At 29.7% G+C, this 22,837-nt stretch carries 23 protein-coding genes and 1 other annotated feature; of the genes, 17 read left to right on the top strand and 6 right to left on the bottom strand.

Annotated elements, in window-relative coordinates; genetic code table 11:
- The first annotated feature begins 1 nt into the window (after window position 1).
- From COL3_RS17680 to COL3_RS17655, 6 genes are all read left to right on the top strand, one after another.
- Entirely contained in the window at window positions 2–817 is an 816-nt protein-coding gene (locus COL3_RS17680; protein ID WP_008427650.1) for an EFR1 family ferrodoxin, read from the top strand.
- A gap of 143 nt (window positions 818–960) precedes the next feature.
- Window positions 961–1,278 (top strand): thioredoxin, encoded by a 318-nt coding sequence (trxA, locus tag COL3_RS17675; protein WP_008427651.1) that lies wholly within the window; start codon window positions 961–963, stop codon window positions 1,276–1,278.
- 82 nt (window positions 1,279–1,360) lie between these two features.
- Window positions 1,361–1,418: a sequence feature (sodium ion sensor (DUF1646 type); this cis-regulatory element may regulate processes involved in with the transportation of sodium ions), on the top strand.
- An 85-nt stretch (window positions 1,419–1,503) separates the two neighbouring features.
- Window positions 1,504–2,688, top strand: a complete 1,185-nt coding sequence (gene nhaA / locus COL3_RS17670; RefSeq protein WP_008427652.1) for a Na+/H+ antiporter NhaA — start codon at window positions 1,504–1,506, stop codon at window positions 2,686–2,688.
- A gap of 86 nt (window positions 2,689–2,774) precedes the next feature.
- A complete protein-coding gene (locus tag COL3_RS17665; RefSeq protein ID WP_008427653.1) occupies window positions 2,775–3,329 on the top strand; it encodes a cytochrome b5 domain-containing protein in 555 nt (184 codons plus the stop codon).
- Window positions 3,330–3,491: 162 nt separating this feature from the next.
- Entirely contained in the window at window positions 3,492–4,163 is a 672-nt protein-coding gene (locus tag COL3_RS17660) for a cytochrome c biogenesis protein CcdA (RefSeq protein ID WP_008427654.1), read from the top strand.
- A gap of 9 nt (window positions 4,164–4,172) precedes the next feature.
- Entirely contained in the window at window positions 4,173–4,769 is a 597-nt protein-coding gene (locus tag COL3_RS17655; protein ID WP_008427655.1) for a TlpA disulfide reductase family protein, read from the top strand.
- 719 nt (window positions 4,770–5,488) lie between these two features.
- Here COL3_RS17655 and COL3_RS17645 read toward each other — a convergent pair.
- Complete coding sequence (locus tag COL3_RS17645; protein ID WP_008427658.1) at window positions 5,489–5,872, bottom strand: desulfoferrodoxin; 384 nt, start codon at window positions 5,870–5,872, stop codon at window positions 5,489–5,491.
- A gap of 24 nt (window positions 5,873–5,896) precedes the next feature.
- Complete coding sequence (locus COL3_RS17640) at window positions 5,897–6,514, bottom strand: nitroreductase family protein (RefSeq protein ID WP_008427659.1); 618 nt, start codon at window positions 6,512–6,514, stop codon at window positions 5,897–5,899.
- A gap of 397 nt (window positions 6,515–6,911) precedes the next feature.
- Here COL3_RS17640 and COL3_RS17635 point away from each other — a divergent pair, with 397 nt between their 5' ends.
- Entirely contained in the window at window positions 6,912–7,316 is a 405-nt protein-coding gene (locus tag COL3_RS17635; protein ID WP_008427660.1) for a hypothetical protein, read from the top strand.
- Between the two features lie 91 nt (window positions 7,317–7,407).
- Here COL3_RS17635 and COL3_RS17630 read toward each other — a convergent pair whose 3' ends face one another.
- Window positions 7,408–8,583 (bottom strand): right-handed parallel beta-helix repeat-containing protein, encoded by a 1,176-nt coding sequence (locus COL3_RS17630; protein WP_008427661.1) that lies wholly within the window; start codon window positions 8,581–8,583, stop codon window positions 7,408–7,410.
- A 159-nt stretch (window positions 8,584–8,742) separates the two neighbouring features.
- Between COL3_RS17630 and COL3_RS17625 the strand changes: the two genes are divergently transcribed.
- Together COL3_RS17625 and COL3_RS17620 are read left to right on the top strand one after the other, a co-directional pair.
- Window positions 8,743–8,979 carry a phage holin gene (locus COL3_RS17625; RefSeq protein ID WP_008427662.1) on the top strand — a complete coding sequence of 79 codons (237 nt, stop codon included), beginning with the start codon at window positions 8,743–8,745 and terminating at the stop codon, window positions 8,977–8,979.
- 62 nt (window positions 8,980–9,041) lie between these two features.
- The gene (locus COL3_RS17620) at window positions 9,042–10,076 is read left to right on the top strand and encodes a GH25 family lysozyme (protein WP_008427663.1); all 1,035 of its coding nucleotides are present in this window, start codon (window positions 9,042–9,044) and stop codon (window positions 10,074–10,076) included.
- A gap of 87 nt (window positions 10,077–10,163) precedes the next feature.
- On the opposite strand, the gene COL3_RS17615 is transcribed toward COL3_RS17620, so the two are convergent.
- The 3 genes from COL3_RS17615 to COL3_RS17605 are packed head-to-tail and all read right to left on the bottom strand — an operon-like array spanning window position 10,164 to window position 12,906.
- A complete protein-coding gene (locus tag COL3_RS17615) occupies window positions 10,164–10,955 on the bottom strand; it encodes an SGNH/GDSL hydrolase family protein (protein ID WP_008427664.1) in 792 nt (263 codons plus the stop codon).
- A gap of 15 nt (window positions 10,956–10,970) precedes the next feature.
- Window positions 10,971–11,978, bottom strand: coding sequence for an ABC transporter permease (locus COL3_RS17610; RefSeq protein ID WP_008427665.1), 1,008 nt, complete (start codon window positions 11,976–11,978; stop codon window positions 10,971–10,973).
- A 13-nt stretch (window positions 11,979–11,991) separates the two neighbouring features.
- Window positions 11,992–12,906, bottom strand: coding sequence for an ABC transporter ATP-binding protein (locus COL3_RS17605; protein ID WP_008427667.1), 915 nt, complete (start codon window positions 12,904–12,906; stop codon window positions 11,992–11,994).
- A 439-nt stretch (window positions 12,907–13,345) separates the two neighbouring features.
- Between COL3_RS17605 and COL3_RS17600 the strand changes: the two genes are divergently transcribed.
- The 8 genes from COL3_RS17600 to COL3_RS17565 all read left to right on the top strand — a co-directional run bounded on the left by COL3_RS17600 (window position 13,346) and on the right by COL3_RS17565 (window position 22,494).
- Window positions 13,346–14,635 (top strand): O-acetylhomoserine aminocarboxypropyltransferase/cysteine synthase family protein, encoded by a 1,290-nt coding sequence (locus COL3_RS17600; RefSeq protein ID WP_008427669.1) that lies wholly within the window; start codon window positions 13,346–13,348, stop codon window positions 14,633–14,635.
- A gap of 360 nt (window positions 14,636–14,995) precedes the next feature.
- On the top strand, window positions 14,996–16,555 hold the full coding sequence (locus COL3_RS17595) for a nitrogenase component 1 (RefSeq protein WP_008427670.1): 1,560 nt from the start codon (window positions 14,996–14,998) through the stop codon (window positions 16,553–16,555).
- 18 nt (window positions 16,556–16,573) lie between these two features.
- Window positions 16,574–17,941 carry a nitrogenase component 1 gene (locus tag COL3_RS17590; protein ID WP_008427672.1) on the top strand — a complete coding sequence of 456 codons (1,368 nt, stop codon included), beginning with the start codon at window positions 16,574–16,576 and terminating at the stop codon, window positions 17,939–17,941.
- Between the two features lie 75 nt (window positions 17,942–18,016).
- Window positions 18,017–18,778 carry an ABC transporter permease gene (locus COL3_RS17585; RefSeq protein ID WP_008427674.1) on the top strand — a complete coding sequence of 254 codons (762 nt, stop codon included), beginning with the start codon at window positions 18,017–18,019 and terminating at the stop codon, window positions 18,776–18,778.
- A 30-nt stretch (window positions 18,779–18,808) separates the two neighbouring features.
- A complete protein-coding gene (locus COL3_RS17580) occupies window positions 18,809–19,594 on the top strand; it encodes an ABC transporter permease (protein ID WP_008427676.1) in 786 nt (261 codons plus the stop codon).
- A gap of 45 nt (window positions 19,595–19,639) precedes the next feature.
- Window positions 19,640–20,722 carry an ABC transporter substrate-binding protein gene (locus COL3_RS17575; protein WP_008427677.1) on the top strand — a complete coding sequence of 361 codons (1,083 nt, stop codon included), beginning with the start codon at window positions 19,640–19,642 and terminating at the stop codon, window positions 20,720–20,722.
- Window positions 20,722–21,657, top strand: coding sequence for an ABC transporter permease subunit (locus COL3_RS17570; RefSeq protein ID WP_008427679.1), 936 nt, complete (start codon window positions 20,722–20,724; stop codon window positions 21,655–21,657). The genes COL3_RS17575 and COL3_RS17570 overlap by 1 nt, the downstream gene beginning before the upstream one ends.
- Window positions 21,658–21,720: 63 nt before the next feature.
- The gene (locus COL3_RS17565) at window positions 21,721–22,494 is read left to right on the top strand and encodes an ABC transporter permease (protein ID WP_008427680.1); all 774 of its coding nucleotides are present in this window, start codon (window positions 21,721–21,723) and stop codon (window positions 22,492–22,494) included.
- Window positions 22,495–22,837 lie beyond the last annotated feature (343 nt).

Genomic DNA, 22,837 nt, shown 5'->3' with positions numbered 1-22,837 from the left:
TATGATAATTAGTTCTGTTACAAGTATATATTTTTCACCGACAGGAACAACCAAAAAGGTTATAAATTCCATTACAAAAGGCATGGGCAAAGTTAATAATACAATAATTAACTTAACGAATTTGAATGTACGAAGTAACCTTAACCCAGTTATAGATAGTGATATAGTTCTAATAGGTGTACCAGTTTATGAGGAGAAAGTTCCAGAAATGTTGAGTGAATTCTTAATTAACCTAAAAGGGAATGGAAAAACAGTTGTACTTGTTGCAGTTTACGGTAATTTTGGCGAAGGTATAGCTTTAAATGAACTTAATACAATGGCTATTAATTCAGGTTTTAAAGTAGTAGCAGCGGCCTCATTTATTGGAGAACATTCATTTTCTACAAAAGAAGCACCAGTCCAAGAAGGGCGTCCTGATTACTATGATTTAATGACAGCAGAATCGTTTGGAAGAAATATAATAGAGAAAATGAAAAAACTTGAAAACATAGATGATGTAAGATTATATATCCCAAAAGGAAAACTACCATTAATGGCTAAAGTTTTACCTAAAAATAGTGCTAGGATATTTACCAAAACACCATCTGCAGATATGAATATTTGCAATCATTGTGGTGCATGTGTGAAATTATGTCCAATGAATGCAATTAATAAAGACACGTTGAATATAGATAATGAAAAATGTATTCGATGTTTTTGTTGTGTAAAAAAGTGTTCTAAGAATGCAAGGAAAATTATATATAGGCCAAAGTTTATTGTATCTAAAATGTTAAGAGAAAAAAATAAGATTAAAAGAACTCCGCAAATATTTATTTAGAATTTACAAATAGGAAGACTTTAATGGAAAAAAGAATATAGTCTTGCATAGACCTATTAATGTGATTAAGTCACAGATATAAAGATAATATAAAATTATAATTAAAACATAAATAATTTAATTATAATTTGGAGGATTTTAATATGGCTAAGATAATAAATAGTAGCGAATTTATAGAAGAAGTTGAAAATACTAGGGGAGTTGTAGTTGTAGACTTTTTTGCAACTTGGTGTGGACCATGTAAAATGTTAGCTCCAGTATTTGAAGGTGTTAGTAGTGAACTGAAGGACAAAGCTAAATTTTTTAAATTAGATGTAGATCAAAATAGTAAAATAGCTCAAAAATATAGAATAGCTGCAGTTCCAACTATGATTATATTCAAGGATGGAGTTCCAGTAGAAAATTTAGCTGGTTTTATGCCTAAAGAAAATATAAAAAATAAAGTAAATACGTATCTATAAGGTAAAACTTATATTTAATTTGAATATTTATAAATTATATAATATAATTATTAGTGAAGAATAAATGAATATATCTAGATTCGGTTGGGCAAATTTTATTGTTTGCTTTCAAGCAATTTTAGTTTCTGGGGTGGGAAACTCTTTTTGAGTATTCCCACTCCTTTTTTATTGAATTATTTTAATGATATTTTTGGAAATAATTAATTTATGGAAAGGATATGAGATATGAATAAAAAATTTAAAATCAAAGTATTTAATCAACTTTCATACTTTTTTAAAGATGAATCCAGTAGTGGTTTAGTATTAATATTTTGTGCTATTATTGCAATGATCATTGCCAATTCAAGCATTGCTGGAGCATACGAGCATCTGCTTCATAAGAATATAACAATTGGGTATAAAGATTTTTCTCTATCTATGTCAATTCTTCATTGGATTAACGATGGGCTTATGGCAATATTCTTTCTTGTGGTAGGTATGGAAATAAAGCGTGAATTGGTTATAGGTGAACTTAAATCTATAAAAAAGGCCATACTTCCTATATCGGCGGCAATTGGAGGCATGGTTATGCCAGCAGTCATTTATTTAATATCTAATTATAATCAACCTACTGTAGGCGGATGGGGAATTCCAATGGCAACGGATATTGCATTTGCTTTAGGAATACTTTCATTAGTAGGAAAAAATGCACCTAAGGGAATAGTAATATTTCTTACAGCCTTAGCTATAGTTGATGATTTGGGAGCTATTATAGTAATTGCTATATTTTATACTAGTCAAATTTCATTTAGCGCACTTATAGTTGGGGTAGTTATTTTTATTCTTCTAATATTAGCTAATAAATTTAAAGTTAAATTTAAATCTGCTTATATCATTGGCGGTATATTTTTATGGATTTGCATATTAAAATCAGGTATACATGCAACAGTAGCTGGAGTGCTCTTAGGAATGGTTTTGCCTCTTGGGAAAGACGCGAATGAGTCTAAAAAATCAATGCTGCATAAATTTGAGCATGCATTATCACCATGGTCATCTTTTGTAATTATGCCAATGTTTGCACTTGCGAATTCAGGTATAACCATTGACTTTAGTAGCTTGCAGAGAAGTTTTTTTACTCCTGTCAGCTTAGGGATAATATTTGGTCTCTTTATTGGTAAGCAAATAGGCATATTTGGAGTTTCATATATCTTAGTAAAATTGAAAGTTGCTAAGCTTCCTTCTAAAGTGACTAAAAGGCATCTGTATGGAGCTAGTGTTCTTGGAGGAATTGGATTCACTATGTCACTATTTGTTTCATCTTTATCATTTTCAGATGCTGGTGTTTTATCAATAGTCAAAATAAGTATTATGATCTCTTCAATTTTAGCAGCGGCAGCAGGTATGATTATTTATAAATTTATAATTCGTTAAATATAATTCAAAGAGAAAAAATTAAGTAACATTTTTGAATAACAATAATAATACAATTAATTGATAAAAATATTTTAGAGGTATATATGTCAATTTATTTTGATTTTGAAACAATTAAAAGTCTTATAGGAGATGATTATTATAGGGAACAGAAACTATTTACATTAGAGGAATTGGCACAATATAATGGACACTATGGAAAACCAGCTTATGCTGCAGTTAAAGGCATAATTTATGATTTGAGCAATGAAGCAGCTTGGGCTGGAGGTGCACATTTTGGTCTTGTAGCGGGTAAAGATTTAACTGAGGAATTTAACTCATGTCATGGAATGGATAAGATCCTTAAAAATCTTCCAAAGGTTGGGGTGGTTGGAGGAAGTAATAAGCAGTTAACTAGAACTGAAATAGAGGCAACGTATGAGTTTAGTCCTAATGATTGGGTAAGATATATTACTCCAGCAGTAAATGATGCATTAGAAGAAGCTAACGCAGGGGTTAATTTAGAACATTTATTTCAAAAATATATTTTAGCTGGTGTGCTTATAGGACAGGGGAGAACTCCAGAAGAGGCTGTTAGTCAAGTGGATGTATGGGAGCAGTCTGGAATATCAACGTTACTTAATCAGACCAAAGGAAAATAAGGCTAGTTAAAAATTAAAAGTTGTAAGTTAATTCTATTAGGTGCCATATTTGTGATTTAATCACTGAAAAATAGGAAAAAATCGTTTATAATAAATATCTAACGGTATATATTTTGGAACAAAAATAAAAATCATCTTTAGCTGGTATTTAAGGAGTATAAAATGGAGTATTTTCTATTATTTTTAGAGGGAATAATAACCTTCATATCACCATGTATTTTACCTATGCTGCCGCTTTATATATCGTATTTTGCAGGAGAAAGTGGAAGCAAAAGCAGGTATAATTCAATAATTAATTCTTTAGGATTCGTATTAGGTTTTACAATAATCTTCACGCTATTAGGAACCTTAGCGGGCACCTTTGGAAATTTTATAAAACATGAGAGTACTATTATTAATATTATAAGTGGTTTAATTATAGTGATATTTGGCCTTAATTATATAGGGATATTTAAAATTTCAATTTTAGAAAGAAGTTTAAAGCTTAATGTAGAAATAAAAAACTTCAAGTTCATATCTTCCATTTTATTTGGAATGATTTTTGCAATAGGATGGACACCATGTGTAGGTACATTTTTAGGAGCAGCTTTAATGATTGCAGTTAATTCAAAGGATATTATAAAGGGAACTATTATGCTTTTAGTTTATAGTATTGGACTTGGAATTCCATTCATAGTATGCGCTATTTTAATAGATAAGATAAAAGAGACCTTTAATTTTATAAAAAGAAATTATAAAATTATCAATATAATATCTGGAGCAATTCTAGTGCTTATAGGTATTTGTATTATGACAGGTTTCTTAAATAAAGTACTTTCTTTGTTGACATTTTAGGAGGATTTTATGAAGAATAAAAAATTAGCGTTAGCAACAGCAGCAATAGGTTTTGCAGGATTTTTGACAATTTCTTATTTTGGATATGGTTATTTGAACTCAAAATATAATGGGAAAAATATAAAAAGTAAAACTGAAATTACTCAAAATAAAGATTTCAAGAATTTAATAAAGCAAGAAAAAAGCATGGAAAAAGATTTTGTTGTAGATGATGAAAATCTTAAGAAAGTGAAGTTGTCAGATTATATAGGCAAACCAGTCGTGGTAAATTTTTGGGCAAGCTGGTGTCCGCCTTGTAGAGAAGAGATGCCTGCTTTTAACGAAGCTTCAAGCAAATACAATCAAGATAAATTAGTAGTATTGATGGTAAATTTAACTGATGGGCAAAGAGAAACAATGGATACTGCTAAAAAGTTTTTAAAAGACAATAGCTATAATATGAAAGTATTATTTGATAATGATAGTATGGCTGCAATTAATTATAATATTTTATCTATACCAAGAACTTTATTTATTGATAAAAATGGATTTATAGTGGAAGATCATACTGGTGAAATAAGCAAAGACGAATTAGATAGTCAAATAGAAACATTACTTAGCAATTAATTTGAAAAAATAATATAATGACATATGATTGACATAATTCTAGTGTAATATAAGTATTGTAAAGAAGTTAAAACATTATTTACCCCTTTTTAAATATAGTTACTAACCAGAAATTTTGAATGATTTATTTCACCCTAGTAAATCATTCTTTTTTTTATTCCAAATTATATATCAGCTAATGTCAAGAAAGTAAAATTACATATTTCAATTTATGATAGTGTTATATTTAATTTCTTAAAATTATTTGCATAAAAATTGAATTTTTCTACCAATCATTAGCTAGAAAAATACAAGAATGTCTTAAACGCAGGAAAAAAGCAGATAATATTATGTAGATTGTTGTGTTAGAATATTATAAAATAAGAATAGAGATTAGTATGGATAAAGTTTACAATTAAAAGAGGTGAATGTTATGTTATATATATATTCAATATCCGTAAGATTAAGTTTCTTGGCCTTAATATTATTTTTGTTCAGAATATTTATAAATAAAAATAATTTAAACCTTATAGGCAATAAAGAAAAGTGGAAACAGTTATTAACTTTACTAATTGTTTGCATGATACCAGTTATAAACATATTCTTTACGGTTTCTAGTATATATATTTCAATATTAATGAAAAATAAAAACTTCATAAAATTAATTAATCAATAGCCAAATAATTACACTAAAGCAGGGAATCTTTCATTATAAGATTCCCTGCTTTATTATACTTATATTAAGAATTCTTTTCAGTCCATAAGCCATGTAAATTACAATATTCTCTTGCAAATAGAACTTCTTCGTCAACTTTAAAGAAAGCTTCTGGTTTTTCTCCTGGCTTTAAATATTTTCTATACACTTTATTTTCAGTGTGAACTTCAATCCATTCAATATAGTGATTATCAAGCATAGGATGTTCTATAGATCCAACTTTAACTAAAACTCCGCCTTCAACCTTTTCAATTACAGGAATATGTTTTTCAGTAGCTCCATCAGTAGTATTTTCTGCTTTAAGCTTCATTGGTTGATTACAGCATGTTAATGTACCTCCAGCACTATGCAGAACCTCTACGATGTTACCACAAATTTCACATTTATAAACTTGTTTTACTTCAGTCATTTTACATTACCTCCCTAAAATAAATTATACTTCTTTAACTATTTCTTCATATTTTTTTCTATATGCTCTTGGATAAAGAGTTTTATTTTCGTCTAAATAACCAAGTGCAATAGTCATTACAATTGTTTTATTATCATCAAGGCCAAACTCTTCTTTTATTCCATCAAAATCAATGCCACTCATAGGATGCGAGTCTACTCCAAAGGCTTTTGCAGCATACATAATTGACATAGCCAAAAGAGCTGCATTACTTTCTGCAAATTTTATTTTTCTTTCCTCAGATGTACCATATAAACTATAAGCATAACCTTGAGTATTAGCTAGTTTTTCTTTATCACCATTAAACATTTTAAGAAAAACATCCCATATAGGATTTGATGTATCATATCCATTCTTATCTCCAACGATGATTAATGTTACTGGAGCTTCAAGAACCTTTGGCTGATTACTCGAAAGCTTGTACAATTTTTCTTTTGCTTCTTTTGATTTAACAGCTATTATCTCCCAAGGTTGAAGATTAAAAGCTGATGGCGCTAATACAGCAAGATTTATAATATCTTTTAATAGCGCATCATCTAAATTTTTTTCTGGATCAAAGAAATTAATAGATCTTCTTTCTTCAAAGATTTCTTTTGAACTCATATTACCACACCCTTTTTACTATTGTATTTATAACCAGTAGTTTATTTGAATTAAAATCACTCATACCTTTATATACTATTTTATATCTAAAAAGATTAGAATAATAAACTTAGGCAATTTAGGTATTTTAAGAAAGTGATAGATTTACTGGTGAGAATCAATCTGGAATTAATTTCGAAAAATGAGAAATTAATCTTTGTAATTATTATAATTCAATTCTGGTTATTAGTCAATAATAATTATTAATTAAAAACATATAAGTTAATTGTTTAATTTATGTTGTTATCTCTAGTTAGCGGGAAAAATCTATGGGGAGATAGTCGAAATTATTTGTAGGTCAATTGACAAAATAATTAAATACTATACAATTATCTTATTAATAACTAGGGGGCGGCGTATGAAAAAGATAATTATTAGTCTAATTTCTTTATTGATATTATTTTCATTAGTAGGATATAGTAGTTTTACAAAGGGAATTTTAAATGCTTATAATGATAGTGTTAAATATGCAGGAATAAATATGAAGGAAATAAAAGAAGATAAAGCTTATAATAGTTCCGGAGAAGAAATAGGTCAAAGATGTAGCGTGACATATAATCCTGATAAAATAACAGATGAATCCTTAAGTAATTTTTACAAAGATAAAATTAAGGATTCTGGATATAGATATTATACATTGATAAATAGTAAAGATAAGACACAAGGAATTGTATCTATTGCATGTGTAAATGTATTAATATTTGCTGAAATTGATGATAAAGGATCCATAGTAAAAGCAACTAGAAATTTTGAAGTTAAATAGAAAGCACAGCTGTGAAATTTTAGATGTTTCATAATGTTGCTATATTATTATTAAGCCCTAGACTATTTTAAGCCTAGGGCTAATTATTATTTTATTTCCAATCATTATTATTAATAGTGCAATTTTCGAATTTTATACTTTCTTTATTATCAGTAAAATAATCACATTTATTATTACTGATATATGAATCTTTTATTGTTATTGTACTATTACTGATTCCGGTATAATCTACAGTATTAAAGAAATAGGTTTTATCAAATTTCATATCTGAATTTACTGCTTGAGAGTTATTTTTTATTACACACTTATCTAGTAATATATTTGATTTATCCAATGCTTCAATATAACTCCAGCCAAAGTTGTTGTTATTAGTCATTTCGCATTTTTCAAATACAATATTTTTTGAGCTGTTTACCATAATTATATTGCTAAAAGCTTCGTGATTAACTAGCTTGCTTTCTGTAAACTTAATAGCTTCAGAATTGCTAATCTGCACTGCTCTCAAAGAACAATGATCGATTGTACTGTTTGATACTTCAAGATTTTTTACACTATATAGGTTTATTCCTATACTTCCACATCCATATAGTTCCGAATTAATTATTGATATATCATTGCTGGCAGTAAACTTTAGTACTCCTGCATTACATTCATAAGGTGAAGGTGTATGACCAGCAACAATATTTTTTATAGTGATATTGTTGACATTAGTAAAATTCACTATGTTAGCGTAACGTGGAGAAACCTTTATTTCAACTTTTCCAGAATCCATACCTTCAATAGTAAGATTGTGAATACCTTTAATATTTAATTCTTTTCCATCTTCCACAGTTACCCAGGATACTGAATTATCTGAATTGTTAATTTGGTTAATATCTGACAGATTATATACTCCTGGTTTTAATATAATCCTTTTATTAGAACCTATGGCATTTACAAATTCTTGAGCAGTTCCAACAGTAATATCAACAATTTTTTCATTGGAAGAGGTATTTGATGCTGTAGGTTCATTGTTAATCCAAGCACCATTGGAATCTAATATATAACCATCGATTGATGTGTTATTTGCCATATAGCCATCAGAGTAAAAATAATACCATTTTCCATTAATTTTATTCCATCCTGTAACCCACGAATTATCATTTGTATACCACCAGCCTATATTATTTTGTTTCCATGAAGCATTTGCACCGATTGGATTAATCATTAATAATGAAGTTGTAATTAATGAGTAAGTTATTCCTTTAATTAATTTAATTTTTACCAATTTATATTCCTCCCCCTAATTATTAGATAATATAATCTTACCATAATAGTTATAATATGTAATTGATTTGCGGCAAATGTTAGGTAAGCTTAATTTTGTGTAGCCACTACTATTACTTTTTCATATTATGTATTACGAAAGAAGAGAGGTGAATAAGTAATGTTAGGTATAGACTTAAAAGCAAGGCTAAGTAATAAAGCTTTTTGGGTTGCCATGGCTAGTGCAATAGCATTATTAGTTCAACAACTAGGATTAAATATTATTCCTAGTAATTATTCAGAAATTATTAATACCGTCCTAACTATATTAACAATGTTAGGGATAGTTGTGGATACTAGTACAACAGGTATAAGTGATCAAATCGTAACAAATGCAGATAGCAAAACATTAAAATAAGGAAAAATGAACGACAGACAAGGTTACTTTTAATAAATAATAAAGTTGAAAGGACTGAGAATATGTCATATATTAAAGGAATAGATGTTTCAAATAATAATGGAAGTATAGATTTTAGTAAAGTAGCAGCTGATGGTGTTAAGTATGTATATGTAAAAGCAACAGAAGGAGCAACTTTTAAAGATAGTACTATGGAGAAATTCTATAGCGATAGTAAAAATAATGGATTAAAGGTTGGGGCTTATCACTTTTTAGTTGGGGCAAGCACCCCAGAAACACAAGCTCAGAATTTTTATAATAAAATAAAAGATTATGAATGGGATTTAGTTCCTATGATGGACGTAGAGACAAATTTTAGTGGGCTTTCAGACTATGTCATTAGATTTATCACTGCATTCAATAAGTTAAGTTCATTAACATTAGGTATATATACCTATACTAGTTTTATAGATAATTTAAGTGACGCTGAAGCAACTATAAAGAATATGCCTTTTTGGGAAGCAAATTATAATAATGATCCATGGAATTTATCAGAGACATTTTTTACAAATAGAGTAGGACATCAATATACAGAAAGTGGTTCAATTAGCGGAATAAGCGAAGGATGCGATGTTGACTCATTTACTGAAGGTGCATTACTTGACAATGCAACAAAACCAGGTGAGTGGATTTTAAAAGATGGTAAGTGGTGGTACAGGCATATTGATGGAAGTTATACAACTAATGGATGGGAAAAAATAAATGGCAAATGGTATTTATTTGATTCAGAAGGCTGGATGCTTTATGATTGGAAGAAAAGCGGCAGTAACTGGTATTATTTAGGTCGTTCGGATGATGGGTCTATGAAATCTGGATGGTTGTTGCAAGATAATAAATGGTATTATCTCGGAGATTCCAATGATGGTTCCATGAAGACGGGATGGCAGCAGATAGATGGTAAATGGTATTACTTTAATTCAAGCGGAGCAATGCAAACTGGATGGATAAAATATAATGGCAAGGATTATTGTTTGTATTCAGATGGCTCAATGATTCACGATATTGATTTGTATGGATATAGATTTGACAGTAACGGAGTTGCAACAAAGTTAAGTTAATATGTAATTTTAGGGGATAGTTAGTCAGCTATCCCCATTTTTAATTATTCATTAGAAAAATAAATGGAATTCAGATTAAGTTAATTATTACTTATAATTCTTTAAAGCTTCAATTACTCTATTAGAAATAGCTTCATATCCAGTACTGTTTGGATGAAAATCATCTGCAGCTAAGTAATTATCCGTATTATATTTAAATAGGTCGTAAGTTGGAATAAAAAGAGCATTTGAATCCAGTGACACAAGCTGTTGGCTTGCATAATTCCATTCGTTTAAAATACTTACTTTATCAGATGCAAGATTTTTTCCAAAAGGATTATATAATCCAATGAAAATTACCATAGATGATGAATTGTTAGTCCTAATTATTTTAAATATAGATTTTAAGTTAGTTAAATAAGTATCCTCAATTTCCTTTATTTTGGTTGTTGATGAAGCTATATCCATATTTTTAAGTTTGCTTATTTCATTAGCTCCTATAGATATAAAAATTATATCTGAATTTTTAATATCTGATGCTGTTTGTGATTCTTGAACTACCCTTAAAAGCCCACTAGATACATCTCCGTTTATCCCGAGGTTATTTATCTTAATTTCTTTTGAAGTTTTATTCTTCCAATAATTTGAGAAGTATCCTGGAAAACCAAGACCTTTTTCATCTCCAGTTCCTTTTGCTAGAGAATCTCCAAGAACTAATATATTATAATAATTTTGGTCTGATTCTGAGGATTTAGTTTCTTCAGAATCTTTGTTATTATTTATTATTTCTTTAGGAGGTTTAGAACTAATTGATAATGCTGATGCAAAACCAGCAATTAAGGTTATAGTAGAAATTATAGATAAAAATAAAATTAATTTCCATTTTAGATTTTTAAGCATTTTAAAACCTCCCTATTAAACTAAAACATCTTGTTTTGTAAATACAAGAAAACTAATAATAAAAGCACCTATGCCCCAGGTTAAAAGAACTAAAGTACTAAAGGTTAGGGACATACCACTTATAGGTGTATATGAGCCTGTAAGATATTGTGTTAAGTTAAGATTAATAGGAAAGAAATATTTTACTGTAGGCCAATCCGCTAAAAATAATCTAAGGAAGCCACCTCCTATTAATGTTGCCATCATTACTCCAATAGAGGTAGCTGTATTTCTTACTAAAACAGAAATCATAAACGAAATTGTTCCAATTATAATCGAAACAAACCATCCAAGTGAATACACTAGAATTAAGTATTGCAACTCTGTTACTTTAATTACATTTGAAACATCTAAGCTTCCTGAAACAGAGCTAAAGCCTGTGGCTACAGGTTCATTAAATCCCAAATTGTTAAAAAATAATCCTGAAATTATGATTGATAATATTGCCATCTCTAAAATCACTATTGAAAATAGGATCAATAGTGCTAAATATTTGCTAAGTAGTATTTTCCATCTTGGAACAGCTCTTGTTAAGAGTATTTTAATAGTCTTTGCTGAAAATTCTCCACATACAATATCACCAGCTAAAATAATTATTAATAAAGGAAGCAAAACAGATATAGATTGCTCCATCAATTTTACTGAAAATTTTGCTGCACTTGGGGTAATTGGATTTATATTATTATCTAAATAATATTGATTTTGCTGAATTTGAATAGTAATAGAGGCTTTGCTTGCTTCAGGAGTATCAGGCCTATTAAGCCTATTCTTTAAATCTTGTATTTGTTGTTTTTGCAGCGATTGCCACTGTATATCTCCATCTTCAGCTGTTGTTGATTTTAAATATTTATTTAGGGTATTTTTATATTGATAATTTTGTCCATACGCAAATAAAAAAACTAAAATTAACATAATAAAAGAAATAAGTAACATTTTTCTTTTTGATAGGATTTTATTTACTTCATTTTTTACTAGCACTAACAAAATTTCCACCTCCTTAATTGGTATTAATGTTTCCTTCAGTAAGAGATAAAAATAAATCTTCTAAAGTTCTTTGATTAGAATTTACGAATTTTATCATTAACCCTTCTTGAATAAAGGATAAATTTATTTCTTCAAGCTTAGAAATATCAATTTTTGCTACAATTTTATCATCTTTAAGTAAGCTATCAATATTCCACTTGTTTTTTAGTATTTCCATGCCTTTTCTATTATCACTTAACACAAAGAAGACTTCCTTATCATTTACAAGTTCAGATACTGATGAATATTTAAGTAAAGTACCACTTTTTATTATGGCAACTGTATCACACATTAATTCAACCTCAGATATTAAATGACTTGAAATAAGAACTGCAATATTTTCTTTTTTTGCCAAGTCTTTAATAATATGTCTAAACTCGTTAATACCTGAAGGATCAAGGCCGTTTGTAGGCTCATCTAATATTAGCAGTTTTGGCTTGTGTATTAGGGCTTGCGCAAGTCCTAACCTTTGCTTCATACCTAAAGAATAAGTGGAAACCTTGTCGTTTATTCTATTTTGCATATCTACGAGTTTTATAGCTTTAATAATATCATCTTTAGAAACATTTTTATTCATTGAAGCCAGCATATTTAAATTTTCTAACCCGCTTAAATAATTGTACATATCTGGACCCTCAATAATACAGCCAACTTTAGACATGGCTTTTACATAATCTTTAGTAATGGAATAACCATCGATTAAGATTTTTCCGCTAGTGGGAGAGGAAAGACCTACAATCATTCTTAAAGTGGTTGATTTCCCAGCACCATTTGGACCGAGAAAACCTAAAACTTCACCTTCATTTATTGAAAAACTTATACCTTTAACAATTTCTTTATTTTTTATAGATTTATGCACATTATCTATCAATAATATTTCGTTTGCCATAGTATACCTTCTTTTCGCTTTTAAATTATATTGGAATTATAGCATAATTTAAAGATTATATTACAGAAAATGATTAAAATTATTAGAATTTATAAAATTCAGGATACAGCATTTGTTGAAAAATTAATAATTTATATGCAGGAATTTAAAATAATATTTATAATCATCTCTTGACAAAGTTATGCAAATATAATAATATAATAAAAACATATTCTTACAATGCCTATCGGAATAATTGAGTTATCTGTCATTTTGTGAAAGTTAACCAGAAAACTGGAGACTAAATTTATTTTCTAAGATTTTAGGAGATAAATTAGTCTCTTTTTAATTTCTATAAGTAATAGTAAATTAGGAGAACAACTATAAACTAAAAATATTTACTAAGAAACTTAGGACAGATATCAATTACAAAAAAATTATATAAGATGGAGGAAAAATTATGAGCAATCAAGAAAGAAAATTAAAATTCGAAACATTACAATTACATGTGGGACAGGAAAAACCTGATTCAGCAACAGATGCAAGAGCAGTACCTATCTATCAAACAACTTCGTATGTATTTAGAAATTCAGCACATGCAGCCGCAAGATTTGGACTAGCAGATGCGGGTAATATATACGGACGTGTAACAAATTCTACACAAGATGTTTTAGAAAGCCGTGTTGCAGCTCTAGAAGGTGGAATAGCAGGTCTTGCAGTAGCATCGGGAGCAGCAGCAATTACTTATGCTATTCAAAATATAACACATGCAGGAGATCATATAGTTGCTGCAAAAACTATATATGGAGGTTCTTATAATTTATTAGCACACACATTGCCTACATATGGAGTTTCAACAACATTTGTAGATCCAGACGATTTATCTAATTTTGAAAATGCGATTCAAGACAATACAAAAGCATTGTTTATAGAAACACTTGGAAACCCAAATTCAAACGTTATAGATGTAGATGCAGTAGCAGAAATTGCACATAAATATAAGATTCCATTAATTGTAGATAATACATTTGGAACACCATATCTTTTTAGACCAATAGAGCATGGTGCAGATATTGTGGTACATTCAGCAACTAAGTTCATAGGTGGACATGGCACATCATTAGGTGGCATAATAGTTGATTCGGGAAAATTTGACTGGATAGGTTCAGGAAAATTCCCACAATTAACGGAAGCAGATCCAAGTTATCATGGAATTAAATTTATAGAAGCGGCTGGACAAGCAGCGTATATAATTAGGGCACGTACTATTTTATTAAGAGATACTGGAGCTAGTATAAGTCCATTTAATGCATTCATTTTACTACAAGGTTTAGAAACATTGTCATTAAGAGTTGAGAGGCATGTTGAAAATACAGTAAAAGTTGTAGAATTCTTAAAGAATCATCCACAAGTTGAAAGTGTAAATCACCCATCATTAACAGAAAGTAAATATAATGATTTATATAAAAAGTATTTTCCAAATGGTGCGGGTTCAATATTTACATTTGAAATTAAAGGTGGAGCAAAGGAAGCACAAGATTTCATAGATAGATTACAAATATTCTCATTACTTGCAAATGTAGCAGATGTTAAATCCCTTGTAATACATCCAGCAAGTACAACACATTCACAATTAAGTGAAGAAGAATTATTAGATCAGGGAATTAAACCAAATACAATAAGACTATCAATAGGAACAGAGCATATTGATGATATAATTTATGATTTGTCTCAAGCTCTTGGAGCTTAAGATTAATTAGTATCTTGAATAAACAAAATTTGTAAAAATACAAAAATATGTTTACAAATTATACTTTAGGTAACTTTTGATTATAGAAATAACTATATATTGTGGCTTACAATAATGTGTCTGACTAGAAAGCTGGAGGATGTATATTTTATTAATAAAGATAGAATATAAATCTTCCAGTTTTCTCTTTAGTTACCGTTTTACACAATATTGAATTGTTATAAAAGATTCAAGTTAAAGTAATTAAACTAGCAATTGCTTTAAATTGAATTTGATTAGAAAATTAAACGAATTGTTTCATAATAAATTTCTTATAATACAATTTAAAATTAATAGCAAAATTAAGAAAGGTAGAGAAACATGAAAAAAATAAATTTAGATGTTGCTGAAGTGGAAAAACGTGAAACAAGATTGGGAACCATTATAGCTTGGGATGGCAATGCTAAAGAACTTGTAAAACAATCTGATTATCAAGGAAGAGGGTGTGGTAATAGAAATGGTGGCTGCAGGTTATGTGAAATAGAAGGACCGTTTGCACAAGGCTCTGGATGTTCTGATGAAATGGTAGAATGTCAGGCGGGACAGGTTAGAGATGCAGTATTAATACAACATTCTCCAATAGGGTGTGGAGCTGGACAAGTTGGAAATAATCGATTATTTCGCTTTGGACTTGCTACAAGAAATCTTCCAATTGAAAATGTGAGAATAATAAGTACAAATTTACTTGAAGAGGATATGGTTTTTGGAGCAACAGCCAAGTTAAAGCAGACAGTCGAAGATGCATATAAGAGATATAAACCAAAGACTATCTTTATAGTATCAGCATGCGCTACTGGAATAATTGGGGAAGACATTGAAAGTGTAGCAACTGAATATGAAGAAAAACTTGGGATTCCAGTAGTACCATTGATTTGTGAAGGGTTTAAGTCAAAGCACTGGACTACAGGTTTTGATGCAACGCAACACGGTATCTTAAGGCAAATAGTAAACAAAAATCCTAGAAAGCAGGAAGACCTAATTAATATAATTACTCTTTGGGGATCAGATGTATATACTCCAATGTTTAAAGAACTTGGGCTTAGGGTTAATTTTGTAGTTGACTTGGCAAGTGTTGAAGATTTGAAAAGGCTATCAGAAGCAGCAGGTACAGTAAGTTTCTGTTATACATTATCTTCATATCTTTCAGCTGGTTTAGAGCAGCATTTTGGAGTACCGGAGATAAAAGCTCCGCAACCTTATGGATTTAAGGGAACTGATGCATGGCTTAGAGAAATAGGAAGAGTAACTCATAGGGAAGAATTAGTTGAAAAGTATATTGCTAAAGAACATAAGAGAGTTGAACCTATTATTAAGGAATTAAGAAAGAAATTAAAGGGAGTAAAAGGATTTACTTCAACTGGTTCTGGATATTCTCATGGTCTTATTACAGTACTCAGAGAATTAGGAATATCAGTAGATGGTTCCCTCGTATTTCATCACGATCCAGTATATGATAGTGGAAATGCAGAGGAAGATTCATTGAAACATTTAGTTGATAATTATGGAGATGTTAAAAACTTTAGTGTTAGTAATAGACAACAATATCAATTTTATAGCTTATTAAAGAGAGTTAACCCAGATTTTATTCTAATAAAACATGGAGGATTATCACCACTTGCATCAAAATTAGGAATTTCAGCTGCACCTCTAAGTGATGAAAGTTTAACAATAGGTTATCAAGGAATGATATATTTAGGAAACAAAATATTAGATATTTTAGCAAAAAAGAAATTTCATAATATTTTGAAAGAACATGCTGAAATACAGTATACAGACTGGTGGTTAGAACAACCTGATCCATACATATTAGCTAAAAATCCTAAACTTTTAGATGAGAAATTTAATGAATTACTTGAATCAAGAAGAGCAGCAGACATTTAGAAGGAGTTAAGAAGAAAGATGAGCAAAAAGGTCAAAGAGATAGGGAGAACAAATTCTATAGAGCAAGTGCGTTATGGATGTGCAATAGGATCACTTGCATCAGTATCAGCAATTCCACATGCTATGCCAATTACACATTGCGGTCCAGGGTGTACATCAAAACAGTCTGGTGTATTAATGAGTAGTGGCGCCCAAGGTGGTGGATACAGTGCCGGTCCTGTAATCCCATCTGTAAATGCAACAGAAAAAGAAGTTGTATTCGGTGGAGAAAAAAAGTTAAGAGAGTTAATTAAAGGGACTTTACTTATAGTTAAGGCGGACTTATATGTAGTATTAAATGGATGTATAGGGGAATTAGTAGGTGATGATATAGGTGCAGTTGTAAAGGAATTTCAAAATTTAGGATTCCCAGTTGTACATGCAGATACAGGTGGATTTAAAGGAAATAATTTAATTGGTCATGAAATAGTTACAAAAGCTATAATTGATCAATTTGTGGGTGATTATACTGGAAAAAAAGAAGAGAAACTTATTAACTTATGGTCAGAAGTACCTTATCAGAATACTTTTTGGCGTGGAGATTTAGAAGAAATAAAAAGAGTATTAGAAGGTTCAGGCTTTAAAGTTAATGTCTTCTTTGGTCCAGAGAGTAAGGGAGTAGAAGAATGGAAGAACATTCCTAAGGCTCAGTTTAATCTTGTACTTTCACCGTGGGTTGGAATTGAAATAGCGAAACACCTTGAAAAGAAATATGGACAACCATTTTTGCATATTTCTACTGTACCAATAGGAGCAAAGGAAACATCGGATTTTCTTAGAAAAGTAGCGCAATTTTCAGGTAAGAATAAGAGAAAAGTTGAAAGCTTCATAAAAAAGGAAGAAAAAAGATATTATTATTATTTAGATACTTTTTCGGAATTCTATGCAGAGTATGGATGGAGTGTAACCTCAATGTATGCAGTAATTAGTGATTCAACATATGGTTTAGCACTTAATAGATTTTTGGCAGACCAGTTAGGCTTAGTTCCAGCTATACAGGTTATTACAGATAATCCACCGGAAAAATACAGGAAGCAGATAAGTGATGAATTTAAAAATCTTTCGGAAGGTGTATCTACTGAAGTTGAATATGCTGAAGATGGATATACAATAGACGAGATAATTAGAAATACTGATTTCAAGAAAAGATCACCAATAATTTTCGGTACATCATGGGATAGAGACTTAGCAAAAGAATTAAAAGGATATATTATGGAAATTGCTCTTCCAGTATCTAATGAAATTGTTATTGACCGAAGTTATGTGGGGTATAGAGGGGCATTGACGTTCTTGGAAAGACTTTACACAATTGTTACAGGAACAGATACAAAGATAATAACATCATAAAAATTCTTATAAAAATAAAACATAGATGAGATTTTTTCATGATTTTATATTATGTAGAAAGGTGGAAAGGAGAGAATGAAGCAAAGATATATAAATATTATTGTTATAGCTATTTTCTTTTTAATATGGGAATTAGCAGCTAGAGCTGGAATATTAGATACTCAATTTATACCGGCATTTTCAACTGTAGCGCTAAGAATGTTCAAAATGATGCTAAGTGGAGAATTATTTATACATATTTCCATAAGTATTCAAAGAATGGCAATTGGATTCATATTAGCTACAATTGTAGCTGTGCCTGCAGGGTTTATCTTAGGAGGATGGGTTCCTAAAGTAGCAGAATTTTTTAATCCGCTGTTTACAAATTTTTCTCAGGTTAATCCATTTACATTAATTCCATTGTTTATAATTTTATTTGGAATTGGCGAGTCTGGAAAGATAAGTATTATTTTTTGGGTTATATTATGGCCAATACTTTTTACTACTATGGCTGGAATTAATCAGATAGAACCAATTCTTATTAAAGGAGCACGATCAATGGGAGCAAATGGAGCACAAATATTTTTTAAAGTTATTCTCCCAGGAAGTATAAATAGGATATTTACTGGTATAAAGACAGCATTAACAGTAGGATTTACTATGCTTATTGGTACAGAAATGGTTGGTGCTGAAGCGGGAATCGGATGGATTATTTCTAATTCACAGAAAAATTATGATATACCTAAATTATATGTTGGAATTTTAACTATAGCAATAGTAGGTGCATTAATATCAATATTAACTGATAAATTAAAAGAATCAATAATTGTATGGGAAGATAGTTTAAAAGAAGAATAATATATTTAAGCGGATAAGGAGGTGGATAGTATGAAGGAAAAGAACAAAGTAATTTCTAAAATAGGAAAGTTGATTTTTGGTAGTTTATCAACAATATTATTCCTTATAATTTGGCATTTAGCAACTGTGACAGGAATTTTAGATACTGGTATTATTCCTGAACCATTAAAAGTGTTTCGCCAATTACTTACAAATATAATCAAAGGTGATTTGCTGAGTCATACATTGCTGACATTTAAACGAGCTATGCTAGGTTTTCTTGTAGCCTTAGTAGCTGGATTATTAATAGGTTTTCTATTAGCTGCTATTTCAAAGAAGTTAAGAAGCTATGTAACTCCTATTTTACAATTTTTTGAGAAGCTAAATCCTTTTGCGCTTTTTCCTTTATTTATGTTATTTTTTGGAATAGGCGAATTTAGCAAAGTTATAATAATCTTTTGGGTTTCGATTTGGCCAATTATTTTTCATACGATAGCAGGAGTAGATGGTGTAGATTTGTTATTAAGGAAGTCAGCAAGAGCAATGGGAGTATCGCCCAAAACAGAATTTTTTAAAGTAATATTGCCAGCTGCATTGCCAGATATTATTACTGGTATTAAATTTAGTGCACAAATAGCTTTTACACTAGTTATTTCAGCGGAAATGTTGAGTTCATCAGCTGGATTGGGATGGTTTATAAGCATAGCCAAAACACAATATAATCTTCCTAACTTATATGGAGGAACCATATTTGTTGCAGTGCTTGGGATAATTATAAATAAAATATTAACCACTTTGGAAACTAAATTATTTGTATGGAAAGAAAAAACTTTTTAATATGTTAATGGAGAAAATTAAAGTATAGAAAGGAAGGTAAATTAAATGTCAAAAGAAAAAGATAATAAAGTAAAAAGAATTATTCAAGTAGTAATAGCAGTTTTTGTTGTAGGAGGTATTATTGTAGGAGCGCAGTATGGTAAGACAAAATATTCATCTCCAGCGGATTCTCTAAAAACTAGTGGCAGCAAGGATAATAACACTAATGACGATAATTTGTTTCCAATAAAAACAGCAACAAGAAAGGATTGTACATTAGCACCTTTTTTAGTGGCAGATAAAAAAGGATTTTTTAAAGAAGAAGGATTAAAATTGGTATTCACTGGTGAACTAAGCAATGATGCAGTTACCCCTTCAATTTTATCCGGTGATAATGATGTAGCGGATACACATCCGAATTCATTAGCTCTTAAGGTATATGGGGGATCAAAAATTAAAGCAGTAGGTCGTTCAATCATTGAACCAGGGCCAGATGTGGATCCTAAATTGAGACATATGAGATTCTATGTAAATAAAGATGCAGTAGCTGCTGGAGTTAAAACATGGAGTGACTTAACAAAGTATAAAGGTAGTGAGAAACTTAAATCTGCTGGTTATACTAATACTTGTGAAGATTTCATCCCTAATAAAATTTCAGATTCTAAAGGTGTTTCAAGAGATAAATTTGAATGGATTACATTTGAATCGGATCTTCAAAAAATTGAAGCTTTAAAACTTGGACAAGTTGATATTATAGGTGTTCATCCACCATTTTTTGATGCGGCACAAGAAGCAGGACTTACTCAAATTTCAGATTCATCAGAAGCAGGACTTGGCGAAGCAACAGGGGTTTATTTATATTATTTCTCAGATAGTTTTATAGAAAAAAATCCGGATAAAGTAGCAGCATTTGTTAGAGCTATGACTAAAGCTCAAAAATGGGCAAATGCAAATGTTGAAGAAACAGCAAAATTAACTAGTGAATTTATAGGAACAGAAGTAAAAGGAAATCACTTTTATTCTGAAACTACAAAAATTGATGAACAGACTATAAAGCCATGGATTGAAGATCTAGAGAATACAGGAGCAATTCCTAAAGGAACTATCAAAGTAGATGATATTATAACACATAAATTTGAAGCGCAATAATGAAAAAAAATACACATGTTTTTTTAAAGTTTAAAGATAAACTAATAGAAATATCAGGCTTGATTATTTTGATTATACTTTGGGAGTTTATAGCTAGATCAAAAATTATAAATAGCGAGGTATTTCCGAGCTTTACAGCAACTATAAAAGAAATGAGTTATTTATGGGTAAATGAAGATTTGTACATGCATATAATGTCAACATTGTGGAGATTTACATTTGGACTTTTATCATCTGTTTTAATAGGAGTAACAGCAGGTGCTATTCTTTCCAAATATAATGATATTTATTTAATGTTTGAACCTTTAATCAGAATTTTTGCAAAAGTTAATCCATTTTCTTTAATTCCTGTATTTATTGCATTTTTTGGAACAGGTGAAATGGTAAGACTCGCAGCAATTATATGGGTAGGTGTATTCCCAATATTACTTGGAACAGTTCAAGGAATAAAACAGATTGACAAAGATTTGATAAAATATGTTCAATCTATGGATGTTTCACTATTAGATTTAATATTGAAAGTATATATTCAGGCATCTGCACATAGCATTTTTGCTGGAATTAGAATAAGTGTTCAAATGACATTCTTTGTTATAATTGTTGGAGAAATGATGGGAGTTAATTCAGGACTTGGATATCTTCTTCATAATGGAGCGCATCATTATTTTGATGCACCCAAAGTATATGCAAGTTGTATAATTATAATAACCTTAGGTGTTGTTATAAATAGATTTTTTAGATATATGCAAAATGGAATATTTTTTTGGGAAGAACCAATATCGCTTTTTAAAAACCATAAAACATATAAAAAAATAGATAATTTTATTTTCATTATATTAGCTATTGTTTTAGTAGGAATATTGATTCTAGGAGAAGGGCAATTAAAGTGGGCGACCTATAAAGCAGAGCATCCGATTGAATTTTTTAAAGAGTAAGTTGAAGGATGATTTAATTAATGCCTTAAATTTTGAAGTGTTAAAAGAAAGGAGCTGCACTATATGAAATCAAATAATTTAAATATAAAAGGTTATATTACAATAATAATTTTATTATCTGTCTGGGAATTTTTGTGCAGGCTTAAAATATTAAATCCTATACTTATTCCGTCCTTTTCAAAAGTTATAATTGGAATTACTGAATTGTTTTCAAAAGAAAAACTTCTATATCATATAGGGCTTAGTTTTTATCGCTCTTCTTTGGGATTTTTGCTTGCAATTTTTATTGCAGTACCGGCAGCTATTGTGATTAGTATTTTAGTTAAACCAATTCAGGAATCAGTAGAACTTGTTTTAGATGCTTGTTCACAGATGAACCCATTTATTGTTTATCATTTAATTATAATTATTTTAGGCGTTGGGGAAATTACACAGATAATAGTTATTACTTGGACCTGTATATGGCCGATATTATTTAATTCAATAACTGGAATACTCAATGTAGATGATTCTTATATTAAGCATGGAAAATCTTTTGCACTTAATAAATGGGAGCTTATAACAAAAATATTGTTACCCGGTGCCTTACCTCAGATTATGTGTGGTGTTAAGTTGAGCCTTAATTATTCGTTATTTATGTTAATAGCGGCAGAGATGATGGGAGGGAGTTCTGGTCTTGGATTTTTAATTAAATCATCTCAGAACATGTATAGAATAGATTGGGTAATAGGAATAGTTATTGTTATAGCAATAGTTGGATTATTAATGGATTCAGTGATTGCATATTTAGAAAATAGAAATCCATATTTAAAATACATACTGCATGACAAAGAATAATATAAAACTTGAGGCTGCATCAGAATGGATATTAAGTACAAAATATTGTGCTTAATGTTTGCTATGAACAGCTTCTATTTCTATTAATTAATATTTATATGATAAAAGTAACTATTTAAAAGATGCAAGATATAGTATTTATTCAAAAATTAATATTTTATATATATGAATAGTTGACAATCTATAATATGTAACTTATAATAAACAAGCAAATCAAATTTTTAAACCTATATAATTACGTTTTATTTTTAATTTTAGAAGGTAGTTTGAATTGCTTAAACGTAAAAATATGGTGAACGTAGTTCAGTTGGTAGAGCGCCAGTTTGTGGCACTGGTTGTCGTG

Source organism: Clostridium sp. LS (assembly GCF_002760435.1).
Taxonomy (GTDB): domain Bacteria; phylum Bacillota; class Clostridia; order Clostridiales; family Clostridiaceae; genus Clostridium.
The sequence above is the reverse complement of the archived record's forward strand: the minus strand, read 5'-3'. Positions and strand labels throughout refer to the sequence as shown.

What these genes read in the sequence shown, in the direction of transcription:
- COL3_RS17565 (WP_008427680.1), top strand. Translation starts at nt 21,721, where the DNA reads ATGAAATCAAATAATTTAAATATAAAAGGTTATATTACAATAATAATT.
- COL3_RS17600 (WP_008427669.1), top strand. Translation starts at nt 13,346, where the DNA reads ATGAGCAATCAAGAAAGAAAATTAAAATTCGAAACATTACAATTACAT.
- COL3_RS17640 (WP_008427659.1), bottom strand. Translation starts at nt 6,514, where the DNA reads ATGAGTTCAAAAGAAATCTTTGAAGAAAGAAGATCTATTAATTTCTTT.
- COL3_RS17660 (WP_008427654.1), top strand. Translation starts at nt 3,492, where the DNA reads ATGGAGTATTTTCTATTATTTTTAGAGGGAATAATAACCTTCATATCA.
- COL3_RS17655 (WP_008427655.1), top strand. Translation starts at nt 4,173, where the DNA reads ATGAAGAATAAAAAATTAGCGTTAGCAACAGCAGCAATAGGTTTTGCA.
- COL3_RS17580 (WP_008427676.1), top strand. Translation starts at nt 18,809, where the DNA reads ATGAAGGAAAAGAACAAAGTAATTTCTAAAATAGGAAAGTTGATTTTT.
- COL3_RS17615 (WP_008427664.1), bottom strand. Translation starts at nt 10,955, where the DNA reads ATGCTTAAAAATCTAAAATGGAAATTAATTTTATTTTTATCTATAATT.
- trxA (WP_008427651.1), top strand. Translation starts at nt 961, where the DNA reads ATGGCTAAGATAATAAATAGTAGCGAATTTATAGAAGAAGTTGAAAAT.
- COL3_RS17605 (WP_008427667.1), bottom strand. Translation starts at nt 12,906, where the DNA reads ATGGCAAACGAAATATTATTGATAGATAATGTGCATAAATCTATAAAA.
- nhaA (WP_008427652.1), top strand. Translation starts at nt 1,504, where the DNA reads ATGAATAAAAAATTTAAAATCAAAGTATTTAATCAACTTTCATACTTT.
- COL3_RS17575 (WP_008427677.1), top strand. Translation starts at nt 19,640, where the DNA reads ATGTCAAAAGAAAAAGATAATAAAGTAAAAAGAATTATTCAAGTAGTA.
- COL3_RS17665 (WP_008427653.1), top strand. Translation starts at nt 2,775, where the DNA reads ATGTCAATTTATTTTGATTTTGAAACAATTAAAAGTCTTATAGGAGAT.
- COL3_RS17620 (WP_008427663.1), top strand. Translation starts at nt 9,042, where the DNA reads ATGTCATATATTAAAGGAATAGATGTTTCAAATAATAATGGAAGTATA.
- COL3_RS17585 (WP_008427674.1), top strand. Translation starts at nt 18,017, where the DNA reads ATGAAGCAAAGATATATAAATATTATTGTTATAGCTATTTTCTTTTTA.
- COL3_RS17595 (WP_008427670.1), top strand. Translation starts at nt 14,996, where the DNA reads ATGAAAAAAATAAATTTAGATGTTGCTGAAGTGGAAAAACGTGAAACA.
- COL3_RS17635 (WP_008427660.1), top strand. Translation starts at nt 6,912, where the DNA reads ATGAAAAAGATAATTATTAGTCTAATTTCTTTATTGATATTATTTTCA.
- COL3_RS17680 (WP_008427650.1), top strand. Translation starts at nt 2, where the DNA reads ATGATAATTAGTTCTGTTACAAGTATATATTTTTCACCGACAGGAACA.
- COL3_RS17625 (WP_008427662.1), top strand. Translation starts at nt 8,743, where the DNA reads ATGTTAGGTATAGACTTAAAAGCAAGGCTAAGTAATAAAGCTTTTTGG.
- COL3_RS17645 (WP_008427658.1), bottom strand. Translation starts at nt 5,872, where the DNA reads ATGACTGAAGTAAAACAAGTTTATAAATGTGAAATTTGTGGTAACATC.
- COL3_RS17590 (WP_008427672.1), top strand. Translation starts at nt 16,574, where the DNA reads ATGAGCAAAAAGGTCAAAGAGATAGGGAGAACAAATTCTATAGAGCAA.
- COL3_RS17570 (WP_008427679.1), top strand. Translation starts at nt 20,722, where the DNA reads ATGAAAAAAAATACACATGTTTTTTTAAAGTTTAAAGATAAACTAATA.